This window comes from Comamonas sp. HJ-2 (assembly GCF_053615495.1).
The window spans coordinates 94,173-113,286 of record NZ_JBSIFD010000004.1 but is presented as its reverse complement, the minus strand read 5'-3'; the positions used below and the strand labels follow the sequence as shown (position 1 = coordinate 113,286).

The following is a 19,114-nucleotide window of genomic DNA, read 5'->3' as shown; positions in this document are numbered from 1 at the left end:
CGTTGGAATCAAGCGATATTTTCCCTTGCTTCAGTGGGATCTGTCATGGCGGAGACTCTGCATTTCTGTCCGGACTCCCTGGCTTTCAGTGCTGTCTCGCGCTCGGCGATATAGCTGCGCGTGAGCGGTACGGCATCCTGCCTGCGCGCCAGCTGAACCTGGAAGATGGCGATGTCCTGATAGCGGAACGCGGTCTCCGACATGGACAGATAGAACTCCCACATGCGGCAGAAGCGCTCGTCATACAGGGCGGCGGCTTCGGCACGGCGTGCCATGAAGCGCTCGCGCCACAGGCGCAGGGTCTGGGCATAGTGCAGGCGCAGCACCTCGATATCGCAGATCACCAGCCCTGCGCGCTCTATGGCCGGCGTGAACTCCGACATCGACGGGATATGGCCGCCGGGAAAGATGTAGCGCTCTATCCAGGGATTGTTGAAGTCGGGCACATCGCTGTTGCCGATGAAGTGCAGCAGCATCACGCCGTCCTCGCTGAGCAGCTCATGGCATTTGCGGAAGAAGGCGTCATGGAATCTCGTGCCCACATGCTCGAACATGCCGACAGAGACGATGCGCTCGAACGGCCCCTGTGTGTCGCGGTAGTCTTCCAGCCGGTACTCCAGCCGCTCGCCATGGATGGATTGCGAGGCCCTGGACTGCGCGCCGGCCAGCTGCTCCGTGGACAGCGTGATGCCTGTGACATGGCCGGCACCGCCCACCTCGGCCAGATAGCGCGAGAGACCGCCCCAGCCGCAGCCTATGTCGAGCACGCGCTGGCCCGGCTCGATCAGCAGCTTGGCGGCGATATGGCGCTTCTTGGCCAGCTGTGCCGTTTCCAGGTCTTCGTTGCCCTGCTCGAAATAGGCGCAGGAGTACTGGCGCTCGCTGTCGAGAAACAGCTGATAGAGCCGGTCGTCCAGATCGTAGTGATGCGCCACGTTGGCACGCGACTTGCCGCGCAGATTGTTCTGCAGCAAGGGCCGCAGCTTCATGCGCCAGGCATCGAGCAAGCGTACCGTGGCGCTGACGGGCACATGCCTGGCGCCGCGCAGCACCAGTTCCAGCACGTCATAGACCGTGCCTTGCTCGACCAGCAGGCGCTGCTGCATGAACAGCTCGCCAAAGTTGAGGTCGGGATCGCGCAGCAGTGCAATGACGGCGCGTCTGTCGGCAAAACGCAGACGCGCCTGGGGTTGGCCGCCGTCGCCGAAGATCAGCGCCTTGCCTGAAGGGGTGGTGACTTCGAGCCGTCCCGTTTTGACCAGAGGTGCAAATACCTGTTGCAGCAATTTTTCGGTCAACCGGTCCAGCATGTCAGCTCCTTGAAGCGAAGTGTTGAAAAGTGGTCGGTGGAATCGCTCTAACTCGTGCTGCTGAGCGCTATGTGCTGTATCAGCCGCTGGTTCAATGCATGCTGCCCGGCCTGCCAGCCGGCCAGCGTAGCGGCGTCAATCTGTGTGTCCTGGCCGTCGCTCGCGCTCATCAGTCGTTTCCACCAGGTGCCATAGTGCCATGACGATACGTCACCCGTGATATCACTGCCCGTGATCTGTCCGCGCAGCGCATCGATCAGCTGCACGGCCTGCTCTTCCAGCATCCGGCCCTGGTCCCAGTTGGTGCGCACGACTTCGGCGGCGAACACATCCTTGTCTATGCTCAGATAGGTGTCCTGCGGCCAGTCATGTAGATGGCTGGACAGCGCCTGTACCAGCTCCGAGATATTGGCAAAGCTGCGAAACGCCTTGCCCGCGCCCAGACGCCGGGCCCACCCGGTGTCCACGCCGCAGCTCCAGTAGGTGAGCTTGCCGGCGCGCAGCGGCCGCAGATAGTTTTCCCAGGCGTGGCCCGAGCCTATGTCCTGCGAGGTGATGCCTGCCACATGGACCTGCGACACGGCCGGGTGCATGGCCACGCGTCGCACCCAGGAGCCGCAGTGCACACCCCAGGGAAAGCGCATATTGTCCGGGTGGTTGTCCAGCACCACCACGCGCAGCGGATGCTTGGCGCTGAAGCCCTTCTGGGCGATGCAGCGCTCGATCAGCGGCCAGCTCAGATGGTGAAAGTCGCCGCTGCCCATGAGCACGGTACCGTGCTGCGCGGGCAGCTGCTCCTGCATGGCCAGGCTGAAGCGCCTGAAGCTGCGCAGGCCGCAGCCAAAGCGCACCAGCTCCTGCCACTGGGCGAGCGCAAGCCGCTTCTCCTGGAGCAGCGGGCCTACCGATCCATCGACATCCAGCACCACAGGTGTTTGTTGCATCATGGCTTGTCACTCCACTGGCGATCGCTTTCAAACAGACCGGAGAAGCGTCGCCCCAAGGCGCGCAGCACGGGATTGCGGATGAAGACCAGATGCTGCGTCATGGTGAAGCTGGCGCCGAGCTGGGCCTTGACTTCCGGGTCGGTCCAGCCCGCCACATAGTGGGACAGGCCCCGCTCCAGTGCGTATTCGAGATTGACCATCCAGCTCACGAAATAGAGATTCGCTTCGCGCGCTGCGGGGTAGCACAGACCTATGTATTTGTCGATCAACCTGCCGTCATGCTCGAAGCACAGATTCCAGCCCAGCAGAGCATCGCTTTGCCGATCCCGATACTCGAACACGATGCCGCCGTTGTCCTCATCGCGCAGCAGGCCGGCCAGGAAGGAGCGAGAGAGTTTGTCGAAATGGATCTCGCTTTGCTCATACACCGCTTCGAACAAGGCGTAGTAGGCGTCGATCCGGTTCTCGTCGGCAAAGGCGGCGCCGGTCGGCAGGCGGCGGATGTCAAGCCCGGCGCGGCTCTTGAGTTTGCGCCTGAGGCTGCTGCGGCGGTTCTTGGACAGGCCGGCCAGATACTCGTCCGTGCTGGCAAAGCCAAGAGGTACATAGGCCAGTGCCTGGCCTTCGAGCGCCACAAAGCCTTGCTCGGCCAGTGCCTGGGACAAGGCCTTGGCAAAGTCATTGTCGCTGGCGCTCAGCAGGGGCGATTCTTGCGGCAGATCCTTGACGATGGTGAGCATGGTCCGGCCCGCCACGGCGCGCAGTTGCCGCGCCAGCGTGGCCGCATCCACGCCCTGGGGCAGGGGCGCATACTCGCTGACCGTGCTGCCGATGAAGTCCGTCTTCAGCCTGAGCCTGGAGCTCAGCCAGCGCCCGCCCGGCAACGACAGAAGACGCGCCTTGAGCGCGTCTTCTGCGGTGGTCAGCAAATCGAAGGGGGCGGTGAATGCTGGCGCCGGCCATTCCTTCAGCAAGGCAAAGCCTTCTGGAGGATGGTTGGAGAACTGCTGCAGCAAGCCACTGGGTTCGAGCTGGTTGCGGAAATTTTCCGTCGCCATTTCGCCTTTTTGTAGTCGGTTTTGATGGCGCCTGAGTGTGTCTGCAGCGCAGAAAACTGGCACAACCCAAGCAAGAGACAGTGAGCAAGACCTGGGCGGCCCCCGCCGCCGCACAGCGAGGCTGTCTTCCCCCTCCCGAAGACAGAGGGGGAAGCGGCGGGGCCGCCTAGGCAAAGCCGCTCAGGGGGTTACGCCTTTTTAGCCTTGGTCAGCAACTGATCCAGCAGCACCATGGCTTCGTCGATCTCGCTGCGCGAAATCATCAGCGAAGGCGCGAAGGTGATCACGTTCTTGTAGTAGCCGCCCACGTCCAGCACCAGGCCGCGTTTCTGGCCCTGGTATTCCAGGCCGCCTTCGAGGCCGATGTCCACCATCTTGTCCAGCAGCGCCTTGTTGGGCGTGAAGCCGTCCTCGGTGCAGATTTCGGCACGCAGCGCCAGGCCCAGGCCGTCCACATCGCCGATTTCCTTGTGGCGCTTTTGCAGCTCCTTGAGGCCTTCGAGGAAGTAGGCACCCGATTCGCGCACCTGACGACCGAAGTCCATCTCGTGGGTCATCTTCATGACTTCCAGGCCCAGGGCCGTACCCAGCGGGTTGGAGGCAAAGGTGGAATGGGTGGAGCCGGGCGGGAACACCGTGGGGTTGATCAGCTCTTCGCGAGCCCACAGGCCGGACAGCGCATTCAGACCATTGGTCAGGGCCTTGGCAAACACCAGCACATCGGGCTGGATGCCGAAGTTTTCCACCGACCACAGCTTGCCGGTACGCCAGAAGCCCATCTGGATTTCATCGACCACCAGCAGTACGCCGTGGTCGTCCAGTACCTTCTTCAGGCCGGTAAAGAAGTTGGCAGGCGGAATCACGTAGCCACCGGTGCCCTGAATGGGCTCGATGTAGAAGGCTGCGTATTCGCACTGGTTGGTCTTGGGGTCCCAGACCGCGTGGTATTCGTTTTCGAACTTGCGACGGAAGTCGGCCACGATGGATTCCGCGTACTCCTCTGCCGTCATGCCCTTGGGGCGGCGGAAGGGGTAGGGGAAGGGGATGAACTGTGCGCGGTCGCTGAAATGGCCGAAACGGCGGCGATAGCGGTAGCTGGAGGTGATCGAGGAAGCGCCCAGCGTACGGCCGTGATAGCCGCCTTCGAACGCGAACATCAGGCTCTTGCCGCCGCTGGCGTTACGCACGACCTTCAGCGAGTCCTCGATGGCTTGCGCGCCGCCCACGTTGAAGTGCACGCGGCCGTCGTGGCCCCATTTGCCCTTGGCGTCTTCGGCAATGAACTTGGCCAGTTCGATCTTGGTGGGGTGCAGATACTGGCTGGCCACCTGGGGCAGCTCCTGCAGCTGCTCGATCATCTTGGCTTCAAGACGCTTGTTCTTGTAGCCGAAGTTGACGGCCGAATACCACATCTGCAGATCGAGGTAGGACGTGCCGGCATCGTCGTACATATAGCTGCCTTCGCAGCCCGTGAAGATCTTGGGAGGATTGACGTAGTGGACGGTGTCGCCAAACGAGCAGTATTTGGCTTCGTCAGCCAGCAATTGGGCAGTATTGATCACAGCAGAAAGCGCTCCGCAAAAATGGATTCGGTCAACGGTATGCGGCAGCAGTGTGCGTTTGCAATATTTCCGGGCTGTCGAGCATTTGTGTGGGAATTGTGGAGAGCTCTGCGTCGGGCGATTTCCAGCGCCGCAAATGGCGGCGGCAGATGTCCGGGCGCGCGCAACTGCCAGCAGCCGCTTGTCCGACCCTGTTCAAGGTCCGGGGCGCGGCTTGCTGCAGGTCCTTGAGGCGGCGTCCAGACCGCTGCCGAATCCGGGCCGATCAGCCCAGTGCCACCACGCGCAGCACCTCGGCACCATAGGCATCGAGCTTCTTGGTGCCCATGCCGCTGACGCCCTGCAGCTCCTGCAGGCTCTGGGGATTGAGTTCGGCAATCGATGCCAGCGTGGCGTCGTGGAAGATCACATAGGCCGGCAGATTGTGCGACTTGGCCACTTCGGCGCGCCAGGCCTTGAGATTGATGAAGCGAACCTGTGCGTCGGGACCCAGATTGACCGCAGCTGCATTGGCGGCCGATTTCTTGCCCTGCTTCTTGCTGCGCGATGCGGCCACGGCCTCGCGCAGCTGCACCTGTACTTCGCCCTTGAGCACGGCACGCGAGCCCGCGGCCAGGCACAAGGTGTCAAACACATGGCCGCTATTCTCGCTCACCACCTTGTGCAGGCCCAGGGCCCCCGTGGCCAGCAACTGGCGCATCACGGCGCGCAGCTGTGGCTCCGAATACTCCTTGCCGATGCCGAAGGTGGATACCTTGTCATGCCCGTACTGCGTGACCTTGTCCGTCTCCTTGCCGCGCAGCACGTCCATGATGTGGCCCGCACCATAGGTCAGGCCGCTGGCCTCGTGCACGCGGAAGATGGTGGACAGCAGCTTGCGTGCCGCATCCGTGCCATCCCATAGCGCCGGCGGTTCCAGGCAGTTGTCGCAGTTGCCGCAATGGGTGCGGGCAACGGCCTGCAGTGGCTTGCCATCAAGGCTCGGCTCCTGTCCATACTGCTCGCCAAAATAGGCCAGCAGGCGTACGCGTCGGCAGTCCGTGGCCTCGGCCAGACCGAGCAGGGCATCGAGCTTGCCGCGCATCACCTGCTTGAACTGTTCCTCGGCCGGGCTTTCGTCGATCATGCGGCGCTGGTTGACCACGTCGCTGAGACCGTAGGCCATCCAGGCATCGGCGGGCAGGCCGTCGCGGCCCGCACGGCCGGTTTCCTGGTAGTAGCCCTCGATGTTCTTGGGCATGTCCACATGGGCCACAAAGCGCACATCGGGCTTGTTGATGCCCATGCCGAAGGCAATCGTGGCGCACATCACCACGCCTTCTTCGCGCAGAAAACGGTCCTGATGATTCTGGCGCATTTCCTGGGGCAGGCCGGCGTGATAAGGCAGGGCATTGATGCCGTTCTGCACCAGGGTCTGGGCCAGCTCCTCGACACGCTTGCGCGACTGGCAATAGACCACGCCGGCCTCGCCCTCGTGCTCGCGTTCGATAAAGCGCAGCAGCTGGTTGCTGACGTCCTTTTTCTCGGCGATCTTGTAGCGGATGTTCGGGCGGTCGAAACTGCTGATGAAATGCTGGGCCGCTTCCAGCTGCAGGCGCTCGATGATGTCGGCGCGCGTCAACGCATCGGCCGTGGCCGTCAGCGCGATGCGCGGCACATCGGCATAGCGCTGGTGCAGCACGCTCAGCGCGCGGTATTCGGGGCGGAAGTCGTGCCCCCACTGGCTCACGCAATGCGCTTCGTCGATGGCGAACAGCGACAGCTTGCCCTGGGCATGCAGATCGTCGAGCAGACCCAGAAAACGTGGCGTGTTCAGCCGCTCGGGAGCGGCATAGAGCAGGGTGATGTCGCCGCTTTGCAGGCGCAGCTCCACCTCCTGCGTCTCGTCGTAGCTCAGGGTGGAGTTCAGATAGGCGGCGCTGATGCCGGCCTCATGCAGCGCCCCGACCTGGTCGTGCATGAGCGCGATCAGCGGCGAGACCACGATCGTCACGCCATGGCCGAGCTGCTGGCGCGCAATGGCCGGAACCTGGTAGCACAGCGATTTGCCGCCGCCCGTGGGCATGAGCACCAGCGCATCGCCGCCGTTGATGACATGCGAGACGATGGCCTGCTGGGGGCCACGGAATTGCTCGTAGCCAAAAACGGCTTGCAGAATGGATTGCGCGGAAGACACCGGGTACTCTTGAATCGATAGCTTGTAGCGCTTGCTGGATATGGGGAAGAGGCCGATTTGGCCTCTGTTGCAAGCATCAGAACTGGCCCTATTGTGCGCCGCGACCCGGCGCGCTGCCCGGGCCGGGTTATGCGCAATCAGCCAGCCTGCCCTATGGTGGAGGGTGAAAAATGCGCATCCAGCTCGTAGAGATCGGCGGGATAGGTCAGGCGCACAAAGGTGATGGGCAACTGCCCGGTCCAGGTACGGCGGTCGATCACGAGACAGGGAAAGCCGGGCTTGATCTCCAGCAAGCCGGCGGTTTCCTCGCTGGCCGCCTCGGCACGAATGCGGTGTTCGGCCGAGCTCCAGGGCACATGGTTGACCATCCAGGAGCTGGGACTGTGCTCGGTGAAAGGCTCGTGCTCGGCGTCCGGCACGGATTCGAGATTGATCAGGCGGTCTTCGATGCAGAACGGACGCGATCCCGCCATGTGCAGGCACAGCACATGGACGATGGAGGCCGGCCGGGCCATGCGCATGGCCTCCATGTCCTCGCGCGTGCTGCGCCGCTGCGTGCGGCCGAGCAGCCTGCTCGAATACTCCTGGCCCATGCCCAGCACCACCTGGCGCAGATCGGGAATCTCCAGCACGGCAGAGCTGGTTTGCGGGCGCGTCACAAAGCTTCCCGCCTTGCGCTTGCGCACCAGCAGACCGGCTTCTGCCAGCTTGTTGAGCACCTTGCTCACCGTCATGCGCGAGCATTGGTAATGGACGGTCAGCTCCATCTCCGACGGGATGCGATAGCCGGGCGGCCAGCGGCCACTGAGAATGTTCTGTTCAATCTCGGTGAGAATTTTCCCGTGCAGCGACATGGAAGAGTGTTTGTCCATGGAGTGGATTACACCAGCAAATCCGGCCGGGTGCCGCTGCGCCTTCTAAGCGTTCAATACGGAGCGTGCAATGATGGTGCGCTGAATCTCGGAAGATCCTTCGTAGATGCGCAGGATGCGGGCATCGCGCACATAGCGCTCCAGGGGCATTTCCCGGGTATAGCCGTAGCCGCCATGGATCTGCAGCGCCTCGTCGGTTACGAAGCCCGCCATCTCCGAGGCGAACAGCTTGGCCATGGCCGACTGTTGGGTGAAGGGCTGGCCCTGCTGGCGCAGTGCCAGGGCCTGCATGGTCAGCGCCCAGGCGGCTTCCAGGCGCAGCTTCATGTCGGCGAGCTTGAACTGTATGCCCTGCTTGTTGGCTATCGGTTCGCCGCCCACCAGACGCTGGTTGGCCCAGTCGGCCGCCGCCTTGAGTGCGGCCTCGGCAATGCCCAGAGAGGTCGCAGCCACGTCCAGGCGGCTGTTGTCCAGCACTTTCATGGCGGTCTTGAAGCCGGTGCCCTCGGCACCGAGGCGGTTGGCCGCAGGAACGCGCACGCTGTCCAGCGAAACTTCAAAAGCATGGCCGCCGCGAATGCCCATGAGCTTCTCGGGCGACGAAATCTGTATGCCGGGCAGATCGCGCGGCACGATGAAGGCGCTGACCCCGCGTGCCGCAGCCTCCGCATCGGTCTTGGCGAACACCACCATGAAGCGGGCCTCCGCCGCATTCGAGATGAAGTGCTTGACGCCCGTGATCAGATAGTCGTCGCCGTCGCGCACGGCCCGGGTACGCATGTCTGCAGGGTGGGAGCCGCCGCGCGGCTCGGTCAGCGCGAAGGCCGCCAGCCATTCCCCGCTGGCGCAGCGCGGCAGCCATTGCTCACGCTGGCTGTCATCGCCGCCAATGAGAACGGCATCCGTGCCCAGGTAGTGAGCACCGACCATGGACGAGGTCGCGGCGCAGGCGCGCGAGATGGCGACCAGCGACATCAGCATGGCGGTGGGGGTGACGCCCGGTCCGCCAAAGCGTTCCGGCAGATTCATGCCCATCACGCCCAGCGCGGACAGGCCGGGCACATGGCGCGTGGCGGAAAAGGCTTCCTCGTCCATGGCCTGGGCCACGGGGGCCAGGGTTTCCTCGGCAAAGCGTGCAACGGCATCGGCAACGGCCTGATCTTCTTCGGTCGCGCCCAGACGAATCAATGACATGGCGGTCTCTCCTTGTTTTCTTGCTATCAAAATCAACCCAAAGCGCCTGCTTCGCGCAAGGCGGCAATGGCATCCGTGCTGCGGCCCAGCCAGCTTTGCAGCAGCAGCTCCGTGTGTTCGCCCAGTGCCGGTGCGCGTTGCGCACGATTGGGCAGAGCGCCGTTGAAATGCACGGGCTGTGTCGGCAGCTGAAGGCCCGGAAGGCGTTCGTCATCGACCTCGCAGAGCAGGCCACGCGAGCGGATCTGCTCGGAGTTCAGGGCCTGCTCTATGTTCCAGATGGGGGCTGCGGGAACGCCTGCGGCTTCGAGCCGCGCGACCACATCGGCCACGTCGTGCTGCGTGCTCCAGCCCTCCAGCGCGGCGCGCAATGCGGGCTCGTTGGTCGAGCGGGTTTCATCGCTGGCAAAACGCGGATCGCTGGCCAGCTCGGGCTGGTCCATCGCGGCAGCGGTGGCGTCGAACAGCTTCTTGTTGAGCACGGCCAGAGCGTAATGGCCGTCACGTGCCCTGTAGACGCCAAACGGCGCCGAGAGCGGATGCCGGTTGCCCACACGCCGGGCAGGCTGGCCGGTGAACAGATAGCGCGACATCGATGTCGCCAGAAAGCTCAGCGTGGTGTCGAACATGGCGACATCGACATGCTGGCCGACTCCGGTTCTCTGCGCCTGCAACAGGGCCGCCAGTGTCGCCCAGGAGGCAAACAGGCCGGCAACCACATCGCTGACCGCCTCGCCGACCAGGGTGGGCGCGCCTTGAGGCTCGCCCGTGGCCTCCATCAGGCCGCTCATGGCCTGAACAATGATGTCGTAGGCCGGGCGGTGGGCCAGCGGGCCGGTCTGGCCGAAGCCGGAGACGCTGACATACACCAGCCGGGGATTGAGGGCGCGCAGCGTTTCGGGGCCGATGCCAAGGCGCTCGGCCACGCCCGGCCTGAAGTTCTCGACCACCACATCGACCTGCCGGGCCAGTTCATGCACCACGGCGACCGCATCCGCATGCTTGAGGTCCAGCACCAGGCTTTGCTTGTTGCGATTCATGACCGTGAACAAGGCGCTTTGCCCGTTCTTCATGGGGCCGATGGCGCGGTAGTCGTCGCCCTGGGGCGGCTCCACCTTCACGACTTCCGCGCCCAGATCGGCCAGCAAGGCCGTGGACATGGGGCCCGCCAGAACCCGGGTGAAGTCCAGGATGCGGATGCCGTCCAGCGGACGGGCGGCAGTTTTTTCGGTTGATGCAAGCATGGGAGTCCTGCTGTTGATCTGAAACGATGCCTGCATGCTGCCCAAAACATGAATCAATGGAAAATATTCATTTCCCATTCACTGGATTCAAAAAATTGATTCAGATAAATCTGCGCCAGCTCGAATATTTTGTCGCCGCGGCACGCCACGGCAGCACGGCCAAGGCGGCGCTGGCCATCAATGTTTCACAGCCCTCCATCTCCAAGGCGATTGCCGACCTGGAGGCCCAATGGGGCGAGAAGCTTTTTGTGCGCAAACATGCCGTCGGGCTGGACCTGACCGCGGCAGGACTGGCCAGAAGCCGGGAGGCCCTGAGTCTTCTGGAGGCTGCGCAACTGCTTCAGGAGCCACGCAAGCAGGCGGTTTCCGGCACGCTGAGGCTGGGCTTTCTGAGCACGCTGGGCGCGCTGTGGATTCCGCAACTGCTCACCCAGATGCAAAAGCGCCACCCGTCCATCGACATCGAGCTGATCGAAGGGGACATCGCCTCCCTGACGCGGCAAGTGGAGCGAGGGGAGATCCATGCCGCACTGCAATATGACCTGGGCCTGGCTCGCCCTTTGCTGACCATGCACCCGGTTGCCGCGTTGCCGCCCTATGCCTTGCTGCCTGCCAGGCACGCCCTGTCTGCGGCGCCCAGCGTGAGCCTGGCGGAGCTGGCCCAGTCGCCGTTGCTGCTGATCAACCTGCCTCAGAGCCGAGAGTACTTTCTCTCGCTGTTTCGGGAGGCGGGCGTGGTTCCCACGGTGAACTATGAACTGGCGTCGATAGAACTGGTGCGTTCCATGGTCGCCAACGGGCATGGCGTCAGCGTTCTGACCACGCGGCCGGTGGTCGACCGAACCCACGACGGCAAGCGGCTGGTCTGCAAAAGAATCAAGGGCCGCGTCGCCAAGCAGGCCGTGGTGCTGTCGGTGCCCAGGAGCAATGCCTCGGCGCTGATTGCACCATTTCTGACCGTGGCAAAAAGCGTGATTGCACCCGACTAGCGCAACGCGGGTACTGTTTTGGTGCGCGACCCCAGGAGCCGGCGGTGGTGGTCTGTGGGCGAGCGAGTTGGCACATAGCTTGCTCTTGTGGATTGTTGACTCATGTCTATACAGCTGGGAAATGCGGCAACTATGGCGCTCGGGTAAGCCTGTATATACATGTTCAATCAGCAATCGCAAACTTCGCTGTCTGCACTGTCGTGCAAGGCTTGAAGTCCGCATCAACAACCGAACTGCTCTGGCATCGACCGAGGAGAGTCCCATGAAATCGACACGTCGCGTTCCAATCTGGCAACTGGCATTAGCCGCAACCGTTCTAGTGTCTGCTGCACAACATGCAGCGGCTCAGGAGACCAAGATCGTCCTGGGCATGTCGGGATGGACAGGCTTCGCGCCGCTGACGCTCGCGGACAAGGCCGGGATCTTCAAGAAAAACGGCCTCAATGTCGAAATCAAGATGATTCCCCAGAAGGACCGGCATCTGGCGCTGGCCTCGGGGGCCGTGCAATGCGCCGCCACCACCGTGGAGACGCATGTGGCCTGGAACACCAATGGTGTGCCGATCGTGCAGATCTTCCAGATGGACAAGTCCTATGGCGCGGACGGCATTGCCGTGCGCAACGACGTCAAGAACTTTGCCGATCTGAAAGGCAAGACCGTCGCCGTCAGCGCGCCGGGTACGGCTCCCTACTTCGGGCTGGCCTGGATGCTGAACAAGAACGGCATGACCATGAAGGACATCAAGACCGTGTCGCTGGAGCCTCAGCCTGCGGCACAGGCCTTTGTCTCCGGTCAGAACGATGCGGCCATGACCTATGAGCCCTATCTGTCCACGGTGCGTGCCAACCCCAGCGCCGGCAAGATTCTGGCCACCACCATCGACTACCCGATGGTGATGGATACCGTGGGCTGCGATCCCAAGTGGCTCAAGGCCAACACGGCAGCCGCCAAGGCGCTGACCCAGTCCTATTTCGATGCCATCGCCATGATCAATTCCGACAAGGAAAAGAGCTACGAAATCATGGGCGCGGCCGTCAAGCAAAGCGGCGAGCAGTTCGGCAAGTCGGCAGCCTTTCTGAAATGGTCGGACAAGGAGGCCAACCAGAAGTTCTTTGCCAGCGATCTGCTGCCTTTCATGAAGGAGTCTGCCGCCATCCTCAAGGAAGCTGGCGTGATCCGCAGCATTCCTGAGAACTACGGCGTCATGTACGACGCCAGCTTCATCAAGTAAGCGCAAAGAGGTTGCAAATGGAAGCGGTATCACCTTCTATCAAGTCTGCATCACCCGCATCGGTTCAGGTGGCATCGCCTTCCTTGAGGCCGGCTCGCCGGCGCTATATGGCCCCTTTGGAGCCCGTCAGCCCCAAGGCCAAATGGCTGCTGGGCACGGGCTTCTTCGTGCTGTTCCTGCTGATCTGGTCGGCCGTCACCTTTGGCGGACTGGTCTCGCCGACCTTTCTCGCCAGCCCGCTGACGATGCTGCGCGAAGGCATTTTGCTGTTCACGGAGTTCGACTTTCACCATGACATCGGTATGACCGTATGGCGCGTCATGGGGGGCTTCATCCTGGCCAGCGTCGTAGCCGTGCCGCTGGGCATTGCCATGGGGGCCTGGAAGCCTGTGGAGGCGTTCTGCGAGCCCTTTGTCTCGTTCTGCCGCTACCTGCCCGCCTCGGCTTTTATCCCGCTGCTGATTCTCTGGGCCGGCGTGGGCGAAGCCCAGAAGCTGCTGGTCATCTTCATCGGCTCCGTGTTCCAGATCACCCTCATGGTGGCCGTGACCGTGGGCGGTGCGCGCAAGGACCTGGTGGAGGCCGCCTACACACTGGGTGCCAGCAATACCGGCATCGTCAAGCGGGTGCTGATTCCCGGTGCCGCACCGGGCATCGCGGAAACCCTGCGCCTGGTGCTGGGCTGGGCCTGGACCTATGTGATCGTTGCCGAGCTGATCGGCTCGTCCTCGGGCATCGGGCACATGATCACCGACAGCCAGGCGCTGCTCAACACCGGACAGATCATCTTCGGCATCATCATCATCGGGCTCATCGGTCTGGTGTCGGATTTCATCTTCAAAACCGTCAACCGTCGCATGTTCGAATGGAGTTCCCTGTGATGAACCAGCTGTCCATTCAAGGCGTTTCGCGCACCTTCACCAGCCACAAAGGCGTCAGCACCCAGGCTCTTTTGCCAGTGGATTTCGAGGTCCGCGAGAACGATTTCGTGACCATTCTCGGGCCCTCCGGCTGCGGCAAATCGACAATGCTGCGCATTGTTGCGGGCCTGGATTTTCCGACGACAGGGCAGGTGCTGCTGGATGGGAAACTGGTGCAGGAGCCCGGCGCTGACCGCGGCATGGTGTTTCAAAGCTACACCTTGTTCCCCTGGCTGACCGTGGCGCAGAACATCCGCTTCGGCCTGCGCGAGAAAGGCGCGAGCGAAGCCATCCAGAAAGAGCGCAGCGACTATTTCATTGCCAAGGTGGGTTTGCGCGGGTTCGAGAATCACTACCCCAAGCAGCTGTCTGGAGGCATGCAGCAACGCACGGCGATCGCGCGTGCGCTGGCCAACGACCCCAAGATCCTGCTCATGGACGAGCCCTTCGGTGCGCTGGACAACCAGACCCGGGTTCTGATGCAGGAATTGCTGCTGGGCATCTGGGAGGCCGAGCGTAAGACGGTGATGTTCGTGACCCACGATATCGATGAAGCCATCTTCATGGCCAATCGCGTGGCCGTGTTCAGCGCGCGTCCGGGCCGCATCAAGGCAGACATTCCGGTCCATCTGCCGCACCCGCGGCATTACACCGTCAAGACCTCGCCCGAGTTCATGGAGCTCAAGGCACGGTTGACGGAAGAGATTCGCGCCGAGTCACTGGCTGCGGCTGCTCACTGAGGCCTGCATCATGAATGTCCGAGACCCTGCCCAGCGCAAGACAGCTCCTGCAGCCCAGATGCCGCTCGCGCTGTATCAGCAGGTCAAGGACCATGTGCTGCGCAAGATCGGCGACGGTTCTCTGGCGGCCGGTGCGCGCGTACCTTCCGAGCAGGAGCTGGTGAACGAGTTCGGCGTGGCGCGCATGACGGTGAACCGTGCGCTGCGCGAACTGGCAGAGCAGGGCGTGATTGTGCGTGTGGCGGGGGTCGGCTCTTTCGTGGCCGAGGAAAAGCCGCAATCGACCCTGCTGCGCATCGCCAATATCGGTGAAGAGATCACCCAGCGCGGGCATGACCATCGCTTCGAGCTGCTCGATATGCGCCGCGAGTCCGCCTCGCCCGAGGTCGCCGCGGCGCTGGACCTGGCGGTCGGCGCCTCGGTCTTTCATCTGCATGGCGTGCACTTCGAAAACGAGCTGCCGGTTCAGATCGAAGACCGCTATGTGAACCCCCGTCTGGTCCCCGACTTCATGGACCAGGATTTCTCTGCCGTGCAACCCTCGGTCTATCTGGTGCGCAATGTGCAGTACGACCAGATCGAGCATGTGGTCGATGCGATCTTGCCGACGGCCGAGCAGGCCCGGCTGTTGCAGATGGCTCTCGACCAGCCTTGCCTGATGCTCACGCGCCGTACCTGGCTGCGCGGCGTCCCTATCACCTGGGTGCATTGCGTGCATCCGGGCATGCGCTACCGACTCGGTAGCCGTTTCCGAACCGATTCAGTGCACGGCGGCTGATCCCGGCCAGGCCCTTGAATCCCTCAGTACGTTTTTGTTTCTCTTGACTGTATAGACAGGTATAGCCATGAACACTACCACCACCCAAGAGCTCTCGAACTCCGAACTGGAACTGCATCCCGGCGAGCTCACGCTGGCTCAGCTGCGCCGCATTCAGGACGGCGGCGTGCAGCTCAGCATGGCGCAGGCCGCCTATGCGGCCATGCGCAAGGCCGAGGCCCATGTGCAGCACATCGTCGATGAAGACCAGGTGGTCTACGGGATCAACACCGGTTTCGGCAAGCTGGCTTCGACCAAGATCGCGCATGAGCGCCTGGCCGAGCTGCAGCGCAATCTGGTGCTTTCGCACAGCGTGGGCACGGGCGAGCCGCTGCCGGATCATGTGGTGCGCCTGGTGCTGGCCACCAAGGCCGTGAGTCTGGCCCGCGGGCATTCGGGAGCCCGCACGGCGCTGGTGGACGCGCTGCTGGCCATGGCCAATGCCGATGTCCTGCCCGTGATTCCCTCCAAGGGGTCGGTAGGGGCTTCGGGCGATCTGGCGCCGCTGTCGCACCTGGCCTGCGTGCTGATCGGCGAGGGGCAGGCCAAGGTGGGCGGCAAGCTCGTTTCCGGCCGTGAGGCCATGCAGCATATCGGCCTGGAGCCCTTTGTGCTCGGCCCCAAGGAAGGGCTGGCGTTGCTCAATGGAACCCAGGTCTCCACCTCGCTGGCGCTGGCCGGCCTGTTCCAGGCCGAAAGCGTGCTGGCCGCAGGACTGGTCGCCGGTTGCCTGACGCTGGAAGCCATACAGGGTTCCATCAAGCCCTTCGATGCGCGCATCCACGCGGCACGCGGCCAGCATGGACAGATCGCCGTGGCGGCTGCCGTGCGTTCGCTGCTGGACGGCAGCGCCATCGACCCCTCGCACCCCAATTGCGGGCGCGTGCAGGACCCCTATTCCATCCGCTGCGTGCCGCAGGTCATGGGCGCCTGCCTGGACAATCTCAGCCATGCTGCGCGCGTGCTGGTCATCGAAGCCAATGCCGCCTCGGACAATCCGCTGGTGTTCGACAACGGCGACGTGATTTCGGGCGGTAACTTCCATGCAGAACCCGTGGCTTTCGCCGCCGACATCATGGCCCTGGCGATCGCTGAAATCGGCGCCATCTCCGAGCGTCGCATGGCCTTGCTGCTGGACACCGGACTATCGCGCCTGCCGGCCTTTCTGATCGAGGACAGCGGCGTCAACTCGGGCTTCATGATCGCCCAGGTCACGGCGGCTGCCCTTGCGGCGGAAAACCAGTGCTTGGCCCATCCCAGCAGCGTGACCAGCCTGCCCACCTCGGCCAACCAGGAAGACCATGTCTCCATGGCCACCTATGGCGCGCGTCGCCTGGCAGACATGGTCAGGAACACGGCCGTGATCGTGGGCGTGGAGGCCATGGCCGCGGTCCAGGGCATGGACTTCGATCGCCGGCTCAAGAGCTCGCCGCTGATCGAGGAGCAGTACGCGTTGATCCGCAGCCAGGTGCCTTACCTGGACAAGGACCGCTATCTGGCCCCCGATATCGAAATCATGCGTCTGTGGGCGCTGGAAACCGCCTGGCCCGAGGTGTTGCAGAGCATTCTGCCGAGCAACGCGGTCTGAGCCGCCACCATGCCGTCACGCCGCAAGCATCGGGCAAGAGCGGTTCTTGCCGTTGCGGGGCGGCGTTCCGGCTGCGCTTGCCGGGGCGGCGGGTCAGAAACTGCCGGCGAACTGATAGCGCGAAGCCGGGTGCCACAGGGCCGAAACCGAGGCCACCTGGCCCTGGGAGCGGGTTCTGCGGCGCAATACCAGACAGGGTTCGGTGACCTCCATGCGCAAAAGCTCCGCCACCTCGGCCGTGGGCATGCTCGCTTCGATGGAGAAATTCACGCCCTGCAGCGGAGCCACGCGCACCAGGTAGGCATTGGGAGTCTGGCTTGCAAAGTCCTGGCTCAGATAGTCGGGAGCCACGGCCGGATTCACATAGCGGTCTTCGACCTGGATGGGGACATCGTTCTCGAAGTGCACGACCACGGAGTGAAACAGATGGGTGGCGGCGCTCAGCTCGAACTGGCGCAGCAGGGCGGCATCGACCTTGCAGCGCTCGAGCCGCTGCAGCTCCCCCCGGTGCCGGTGGCCGCGTGCACCAATTTCGTCGGCGATATTGCGCAGCTCGACCAGGGTGGCCTGGTACTTCTGCTGGGCCACGAAAGTGCCCGAGCCCTGGACGCGCGTCAGTGTCTTTTCGTCGCTGAGCTCGCGCAGCGCGCGGTTGACGGTCATGCGCGCCACATTGAACTGCTTGACCAGGGCGGCCTCGCTGGGAATGGCCTGGCCTTCCTGCCATACGCCACTTTGAATCTGCTGCAGCACATGGTCTTTGATGCGCTGGAACGCAGGTACGGCGGCGGTGGTATCGGTTCGCGACATAGGGTTTGTGTGGATCAGAAAAGCTGTCTAGATGATTGACGTGGGTGGGAGTAAATCACAAAATTCGTCTATACAACTTCGCAAAAATAAATGAAAGTTGTTCGGACATATAAGAGACATCCAGAGGGATTGACGGAGCAATTCATGAGTATTGATACAGCAACGCTGGGTTCCTCTGGCGCCATCGAGACCAGAACCATAGACATGGTTCCGGAGAGCGAGCGCCACGGCTCGCCCTCCAGCCAGTTCACCCTCTGGTTCGGAGCCAATTGCCAGATCACGGCCATTGTCGACGGAGCGCTGGCCATCGTGTTCGGCGCGGAGGCCATGACGGCCATCATCGGTCTGCTGATCGGCAACATCCTCGGCGGCATCGTCATGGCCCTGCACTCGGCCCAGGGCCCGCGCCTGGGCCTGCCCCAGATGATTTCCAGCCGCGTGCAGTTCGGCGTCAAGGGCGCGGCCCTGCCGCTGCTGCTGGTGATCCTCATGTACCTGGGCTTCGCGGCCACGGGCACGGTTCTCTCGGGCCAGGCCATCAACCGCATGTTCGATTTCTCGGCCCCGCAGACCGGCATGATCATCTTCGGCACGCTGACCGCCATCGTGGCCGTGGTGGGCTATCGCCTCATCCACGTGCTCGGCCGCGTGGCCACGGTGATCGGGCTGCTGGGCTTTGCCTACCTGGCCGTGCGCCTGGGCATGCAGTACGACGTGGCCAGCGCCTTCGGCCAGAAGCCCTTCACCTGGGCGAGCTTCCTGCTCACCATCGCGCTGTCGGCCGGCTGGCAGATGACCTTCGCGCCCTACGTCGCCGACTACTCGCGCTACCTGCCGTCCAACACGCCTACGTCGCGGGCCTTCACCACCACCTTCATGGGCAGCGTGATCGGCGCGCAGATCGCCATGACGCTGGGTGTGCTGGTCGCCGCGCTGGGGGGCCAGTTCCTGAAGAACCAGGTCGGCTTCATCGGTGACCTGGCCGGCCCGGCCGCCATCGTGATCTACCTGGTGATCGTCTCGGGCAAGCTCACGGTGAACTGCCTCAATGCCTACGGCGGCTTCATGACCATCCTGACCACGGTCAGCGGCTTCAACAACAAGACGCAGATCTCGCCCGTCGCGCGCATCGCCTACATCGTCGGCTTCGTGCTGCTGTCGCTGGTGGTGGCCTTGCTGGCCAGCGCCGATTTCCTGAACAACTTCAAGAACTTCGTGCTGCTGCTGCTCGCCGTCTTCGTGCCCTGGAGCGCGGTGAATCTGGTGGACTACTACCTGGTGTCCAAGGAGCGGGTCGACATTCCCGCGCTATACGACCCTCAGGGCCGTTATGGCAGCTACAACTTCATGGCGCTGGGTTGCTATGTGCTGGGCATCCTGGTGCAGATCCCGTTTCTGAACCAGGCGCTGTACAAGGGTCCGCTCGCCTCCATGCTGGGCGGTGCCGACATCTCCTGGATCGTCAGCCTGCTGGTGACATCGCTGGTGTACTACCCACTGGCCAAGCGGTCCATGAAGGTGCCTGCGGCCATGATCTATCCCAAGTGCAGCCCGGCCCCAGCCGTCGAGCCCGACTTCTACGCCGAGGCAACCCGCTTCCGAGCCGAGCCGTAACGCCTTTTCCATATTCTCTCCATTACTGTCAAAGGAGCAGCC

Annotated in this window: 16 protein-coding genes; 7 read left to right on the top strand and 9 right to left on the bottom strand. The window is 63.0% G+C overall.

What is annotated here, in order from left to right:
- Positions 1 to 8 precede the first annotated feature (8 nt).
- The 8 genes from ACWGXF_RS05180 to ACWGXF_RS05145 all read right to left on the bottom strand — a co-directional run bounded on the left by ACWGXF_RS05180 (position 9) and on the right by ACWGXF_RS05145 (position 10,441).
- The gene (locus tag ACWGXF_RS05180) at positions 9 to 1,310 is read right to left on the bottom strand and encodes an SAM-dependent methyltransferase (protein ID WP_039049374.1); all 1,302 of its coding nucleotides are present in this window, start codon (positions 1,308 to 1,310) and stop codon (positions 9 to 11) included.
- A 47-nt stretch (positions 1,311 to 1,357) separates the two neighbouring features.
- Positions 1,358 to 2,257: a hypothetical protein gene (locus ACWGXF_RS05175; RefSeq protein ID WP_452101737.1), complete on the bottom strand. Its 900-nt coding sequence runs from the start codon at positions 2,255 to 2,257 to the stop codon at positions 1,358 to 1,360.
- Positions 2,254 to 3,315, bottom strand: a complete 1,062-nt coding sequence (locus ACWGXF_RS05170; RefSeq protein WP_256629495.1) for a peptidogalycan biosysnthesis protein — start codon at positions 3,313 to 3,315, stop codon at positions 2,254 to 2,256. The genes ACWGXF_RS05175 and ACWGXF_RS05170 overlap by 4 nt, the downstream gene beginning before the upstream one ends.
- Before the next feature lie 188 nt (positions 3,316 to 3,503).
- Complete coding sequence (locus tag ACWGXF_RS05165) at positions 3,504 to 4,877, bottom strand: aspartate aminotransferase family protein (protein ID WP_012836646.1); 1,374 nt, start codon at positions 4,875 to 4,877, stop codon at positions 3,504 to 3,506.
- A 265-nt stretch (positions 4,878 to 5,142) separates the two neighbouring features.
- A complete protein-coding gene (gene recQ / locus ACWGXF_RS05160; protein WP_256629498.1) occupies positions 5,143 to 7,053 on the bottom strand; it encodes a DNA helicase RecQ in 1,911 nt (636 codons plus the stop codon).
- Between the two features lie 137 nt (positions 7,054 to 7,190).
- A complete protein-coding gene (gene hutC / locus ACWGXF_RS05155; protein ID WP_223305653.1) occupies positions 7,191 to 7,925 on the bottom strand; it encodes a histidine utilization repressor in 735 nt (244 codons plus the stop codon).
- A gap of 45 nt (positions 7,926 to 7,970) precedes the next feature.
- Positions 7,971 to 9,119 (bottom strand): acyl-CoA dehydrogenase family protein, encoded by a 1,149-nt coding sequence (locus tag ACWGXF_RS05150; RefSeq protein WP_256629501.1) that lies wholly within the window; start codon positions 9,117 to 9,119, stop codon positions 7,971 to 7,973.
- A 32-nt stretch (positions 9,120 to 9,151) separates the two neighbouring features.
- Entirely contained in the window at positions 9,152 to 10,441 is a 1,290-nt protein-coding gene (locus ACWGXF_RS05145; RefSeq protein WP_256629503.1) for a CaiB/BaiF CoA transferase family protein, read from the bottom strand.
- Between ACWGXF_RS05145 and ACWGXF_RS05140 the strand changes: the two genes are divergently transcribed.
- The 6 genes from ACWGXF_RS05140 (at position 10,420) to hutH (ending at position 16,648) form a co-directional block, all read left to right on the top strand.
- A complete protein-coding gene (locus ACWGXF_RS05140; RefSeq protein ID WP_080944432.1) occupies positions 10,420 to 11,352 on the top strand; it encodes a LysR substrate-binding domain-containing protein in 933 nt (310 codons plus the stop codon). The genes ACWGXF_RS05145 and ACWGXF_RS05140 overlap by 22 nt on opposite strands.
- 262 nt (positions 11,353 to 11,614) lie before the next feature.
- Positions 11,615 to 12,583, top strand: coding sequence for an ABC transporter substrate-binding protein (locus tag ACWGXF_RS05135; RefSeq protein ID WP_034363122.1), 969 nt, complete (start codon positions 11,615 to 11,617; stop codon positions 12,581 to 12,583).
- Between the two features lie 17 nt (positions 12,584 to 12,600).
- Positions 12,601 to 13,464, top strand: coding sequence for an ABC transporter permease (locus ACWGXF_RS05130; protein ID WP_452101736.1), 864 nt, complete (start codon positions 12,601 to 12,603; stop codon positions 13,462 to 13,464).
- The gene (locus ACWGXF_RS05125) at positions 13,464 to 14,243 is read left to right on the top strand and encodes an ABC transporter ATP-binding protein (protein ID WP_087865504.1); all 780 of its coding nucleotides are present in this window, start codon (positions 13,464 to 13,466) and stop codon (positions 14,241 to 14,243) included. The genes ACWGXF_RS05130 and ACWGXF_RS05125 overlap by 1 nt, the downstream gene beginning before the upstream one ends.
- A 10-nt stretch (positions 14,244 to 14,253) precedes the next feature.
- Entirely contained in the window at positions 14,254 to 15,021 is a 768-nt protein-coding gene (gene hutC, locus ACWGXF_RS05120; RefSeq protein ID WP_003069519.1) for a histidine utilization repressor, read from the top strand.
- A gap of 67 nt (positions 15,022 to 15,088) precedes the next feature.
- Entirely contained in the window at positions 15,089 to 16,648 is a 1,560-nt protein-coding gene (gene hutH / locus ACWGXF_RS05115) for a histidine ammonia-lyase (RefSeq protein ID WP_202788021.1), read from the top strand.
- Positions 16,649 to 16,741: 93 nt separating this feature from the next.
- Here the strand turns inward: hutH and hutC (ACWGXF_RS05110) are convergent, their stop codons facing one another.
- Complete coding sequence (gene hutC / locus ACWGXF_RS05110; protein WP_202788022.1) at positions 16,742 to 17,458, bottom strand: histidine utilization repressor; 717 nt, start codon at positions 17,456 to 17,458, stop codon at positions 16,742 to 16,744.
- Positions 17,459 to 17,602: 144 nt separating this feature from the next.
- On the opposite strand from hutC (ACWGXF_RS05110), the gene ACWGXF_RS05105 reads away from it, so the two are divergent.
- Entirely contained in the window at positions 17,603 to 19,072 is a 1,470-nt protein-coding gene (locus ACWGXF_RS05105; RefSeq protein ID WP_045839262.1) for a purine-cytosine permease family protein, read from the top strand.
- Positions 19,073 to 19,114: the final 42 nt, after the last annotated feature.

Coding starts and splice junctions, on each gene's coding strand:
- ACWGXF_RS05180 (WP_039049374.1), bottom strand. CDS start 1,310: ATGCTGGACCGGTTGACCGAAAAATTGCTGCAACAGGTATTTGCACCT.
- ACWGXF_RS05175 (WP_452101737.1), bottom strand. CDS start 2,257: ATGATGCAACAAACACCTGTGGTGCTGGATGTCGATGGATCGGTAGGC.
- ACWGXF_RS05170 (WP_256629495.1), bottom strand. CDS start 3,315: ATGGCGACGGAAAATTTCCGCAACCAGCTCGAACCCAGTGGCTTGCTG.
- hutC (WP_223305653.1), bottom strand. CDS start 7,925: ATGGACAAACACTCTTCCATGTCGCTGCACGGGAAAATTCTCACCGAG.
- ACWGXF_RS05150 (WP_256629501.1), bottom strand. CDS start 9,119: ATGTCATTGATTCGTCTGGGCGCGACCGAAGAAGATCAGGCCGTTGCC.
- ACWGXF_RS05140 (WP_080944432.1), top strand. CDS start 10,420: ATGGAAAATATTCATTTCCCATTCACTGGATTCAAAAAATTGATTCAG.
- ACWGXF_RS05145 (WP_256629503.1), bottom strand. CDS start 10,441: ATGGGAAATGAATATTTTCCATTGATTCATGTTTTGGGCAGCATGCAG.
- ACWGXF_RS05135 (WP_034363122.1), top strand. CDS start 11,615: ATGAAATCGACACGTCGCGTTCCAATCTGGCAACTGGCATTAGCCGCA.
- ACWGXF_RS05130 (WP_452101736.1), top strand. CDS start 12,601: ATGGAAGCGGTATCACCTTCTATCAAGTCTGCATCACCCGCATCGGTT.
- ACWGXF_RS05125 (WP_087865504.1), top strand. CDS start 13,464: ATGAACCAGCTGTCCATTCAAGGCGTTTCGCGCACCTTCACCAGCCAC.
- hutC (WP_003069519.1), top strand. CDS start 14,254: ATGAATGTCCGAGACCCTGCCCAGCGCAAGACAGCTCCTGCAGCCCAG.
- hutH (WP_202788021.1), top strand. CDS start 15,089: ATGAACACTACCACCACCCAAGAGCTCTCGAACTCCGAACTGGAACTG.
- hutC (WP_202788022.1), bottom strand. CDS start 17,458: ATGTCGCGAACCGATACCACCGCCGCCGTACCTGCGTTCCAGCGCATC.
- ACWGXF_RS05105 (WP_045839262.1), top strand. CDS start 17,603: ATGAGTATTGATACAGCAACGCTGGGTTCCTCTGGCGCCATCGAGACC.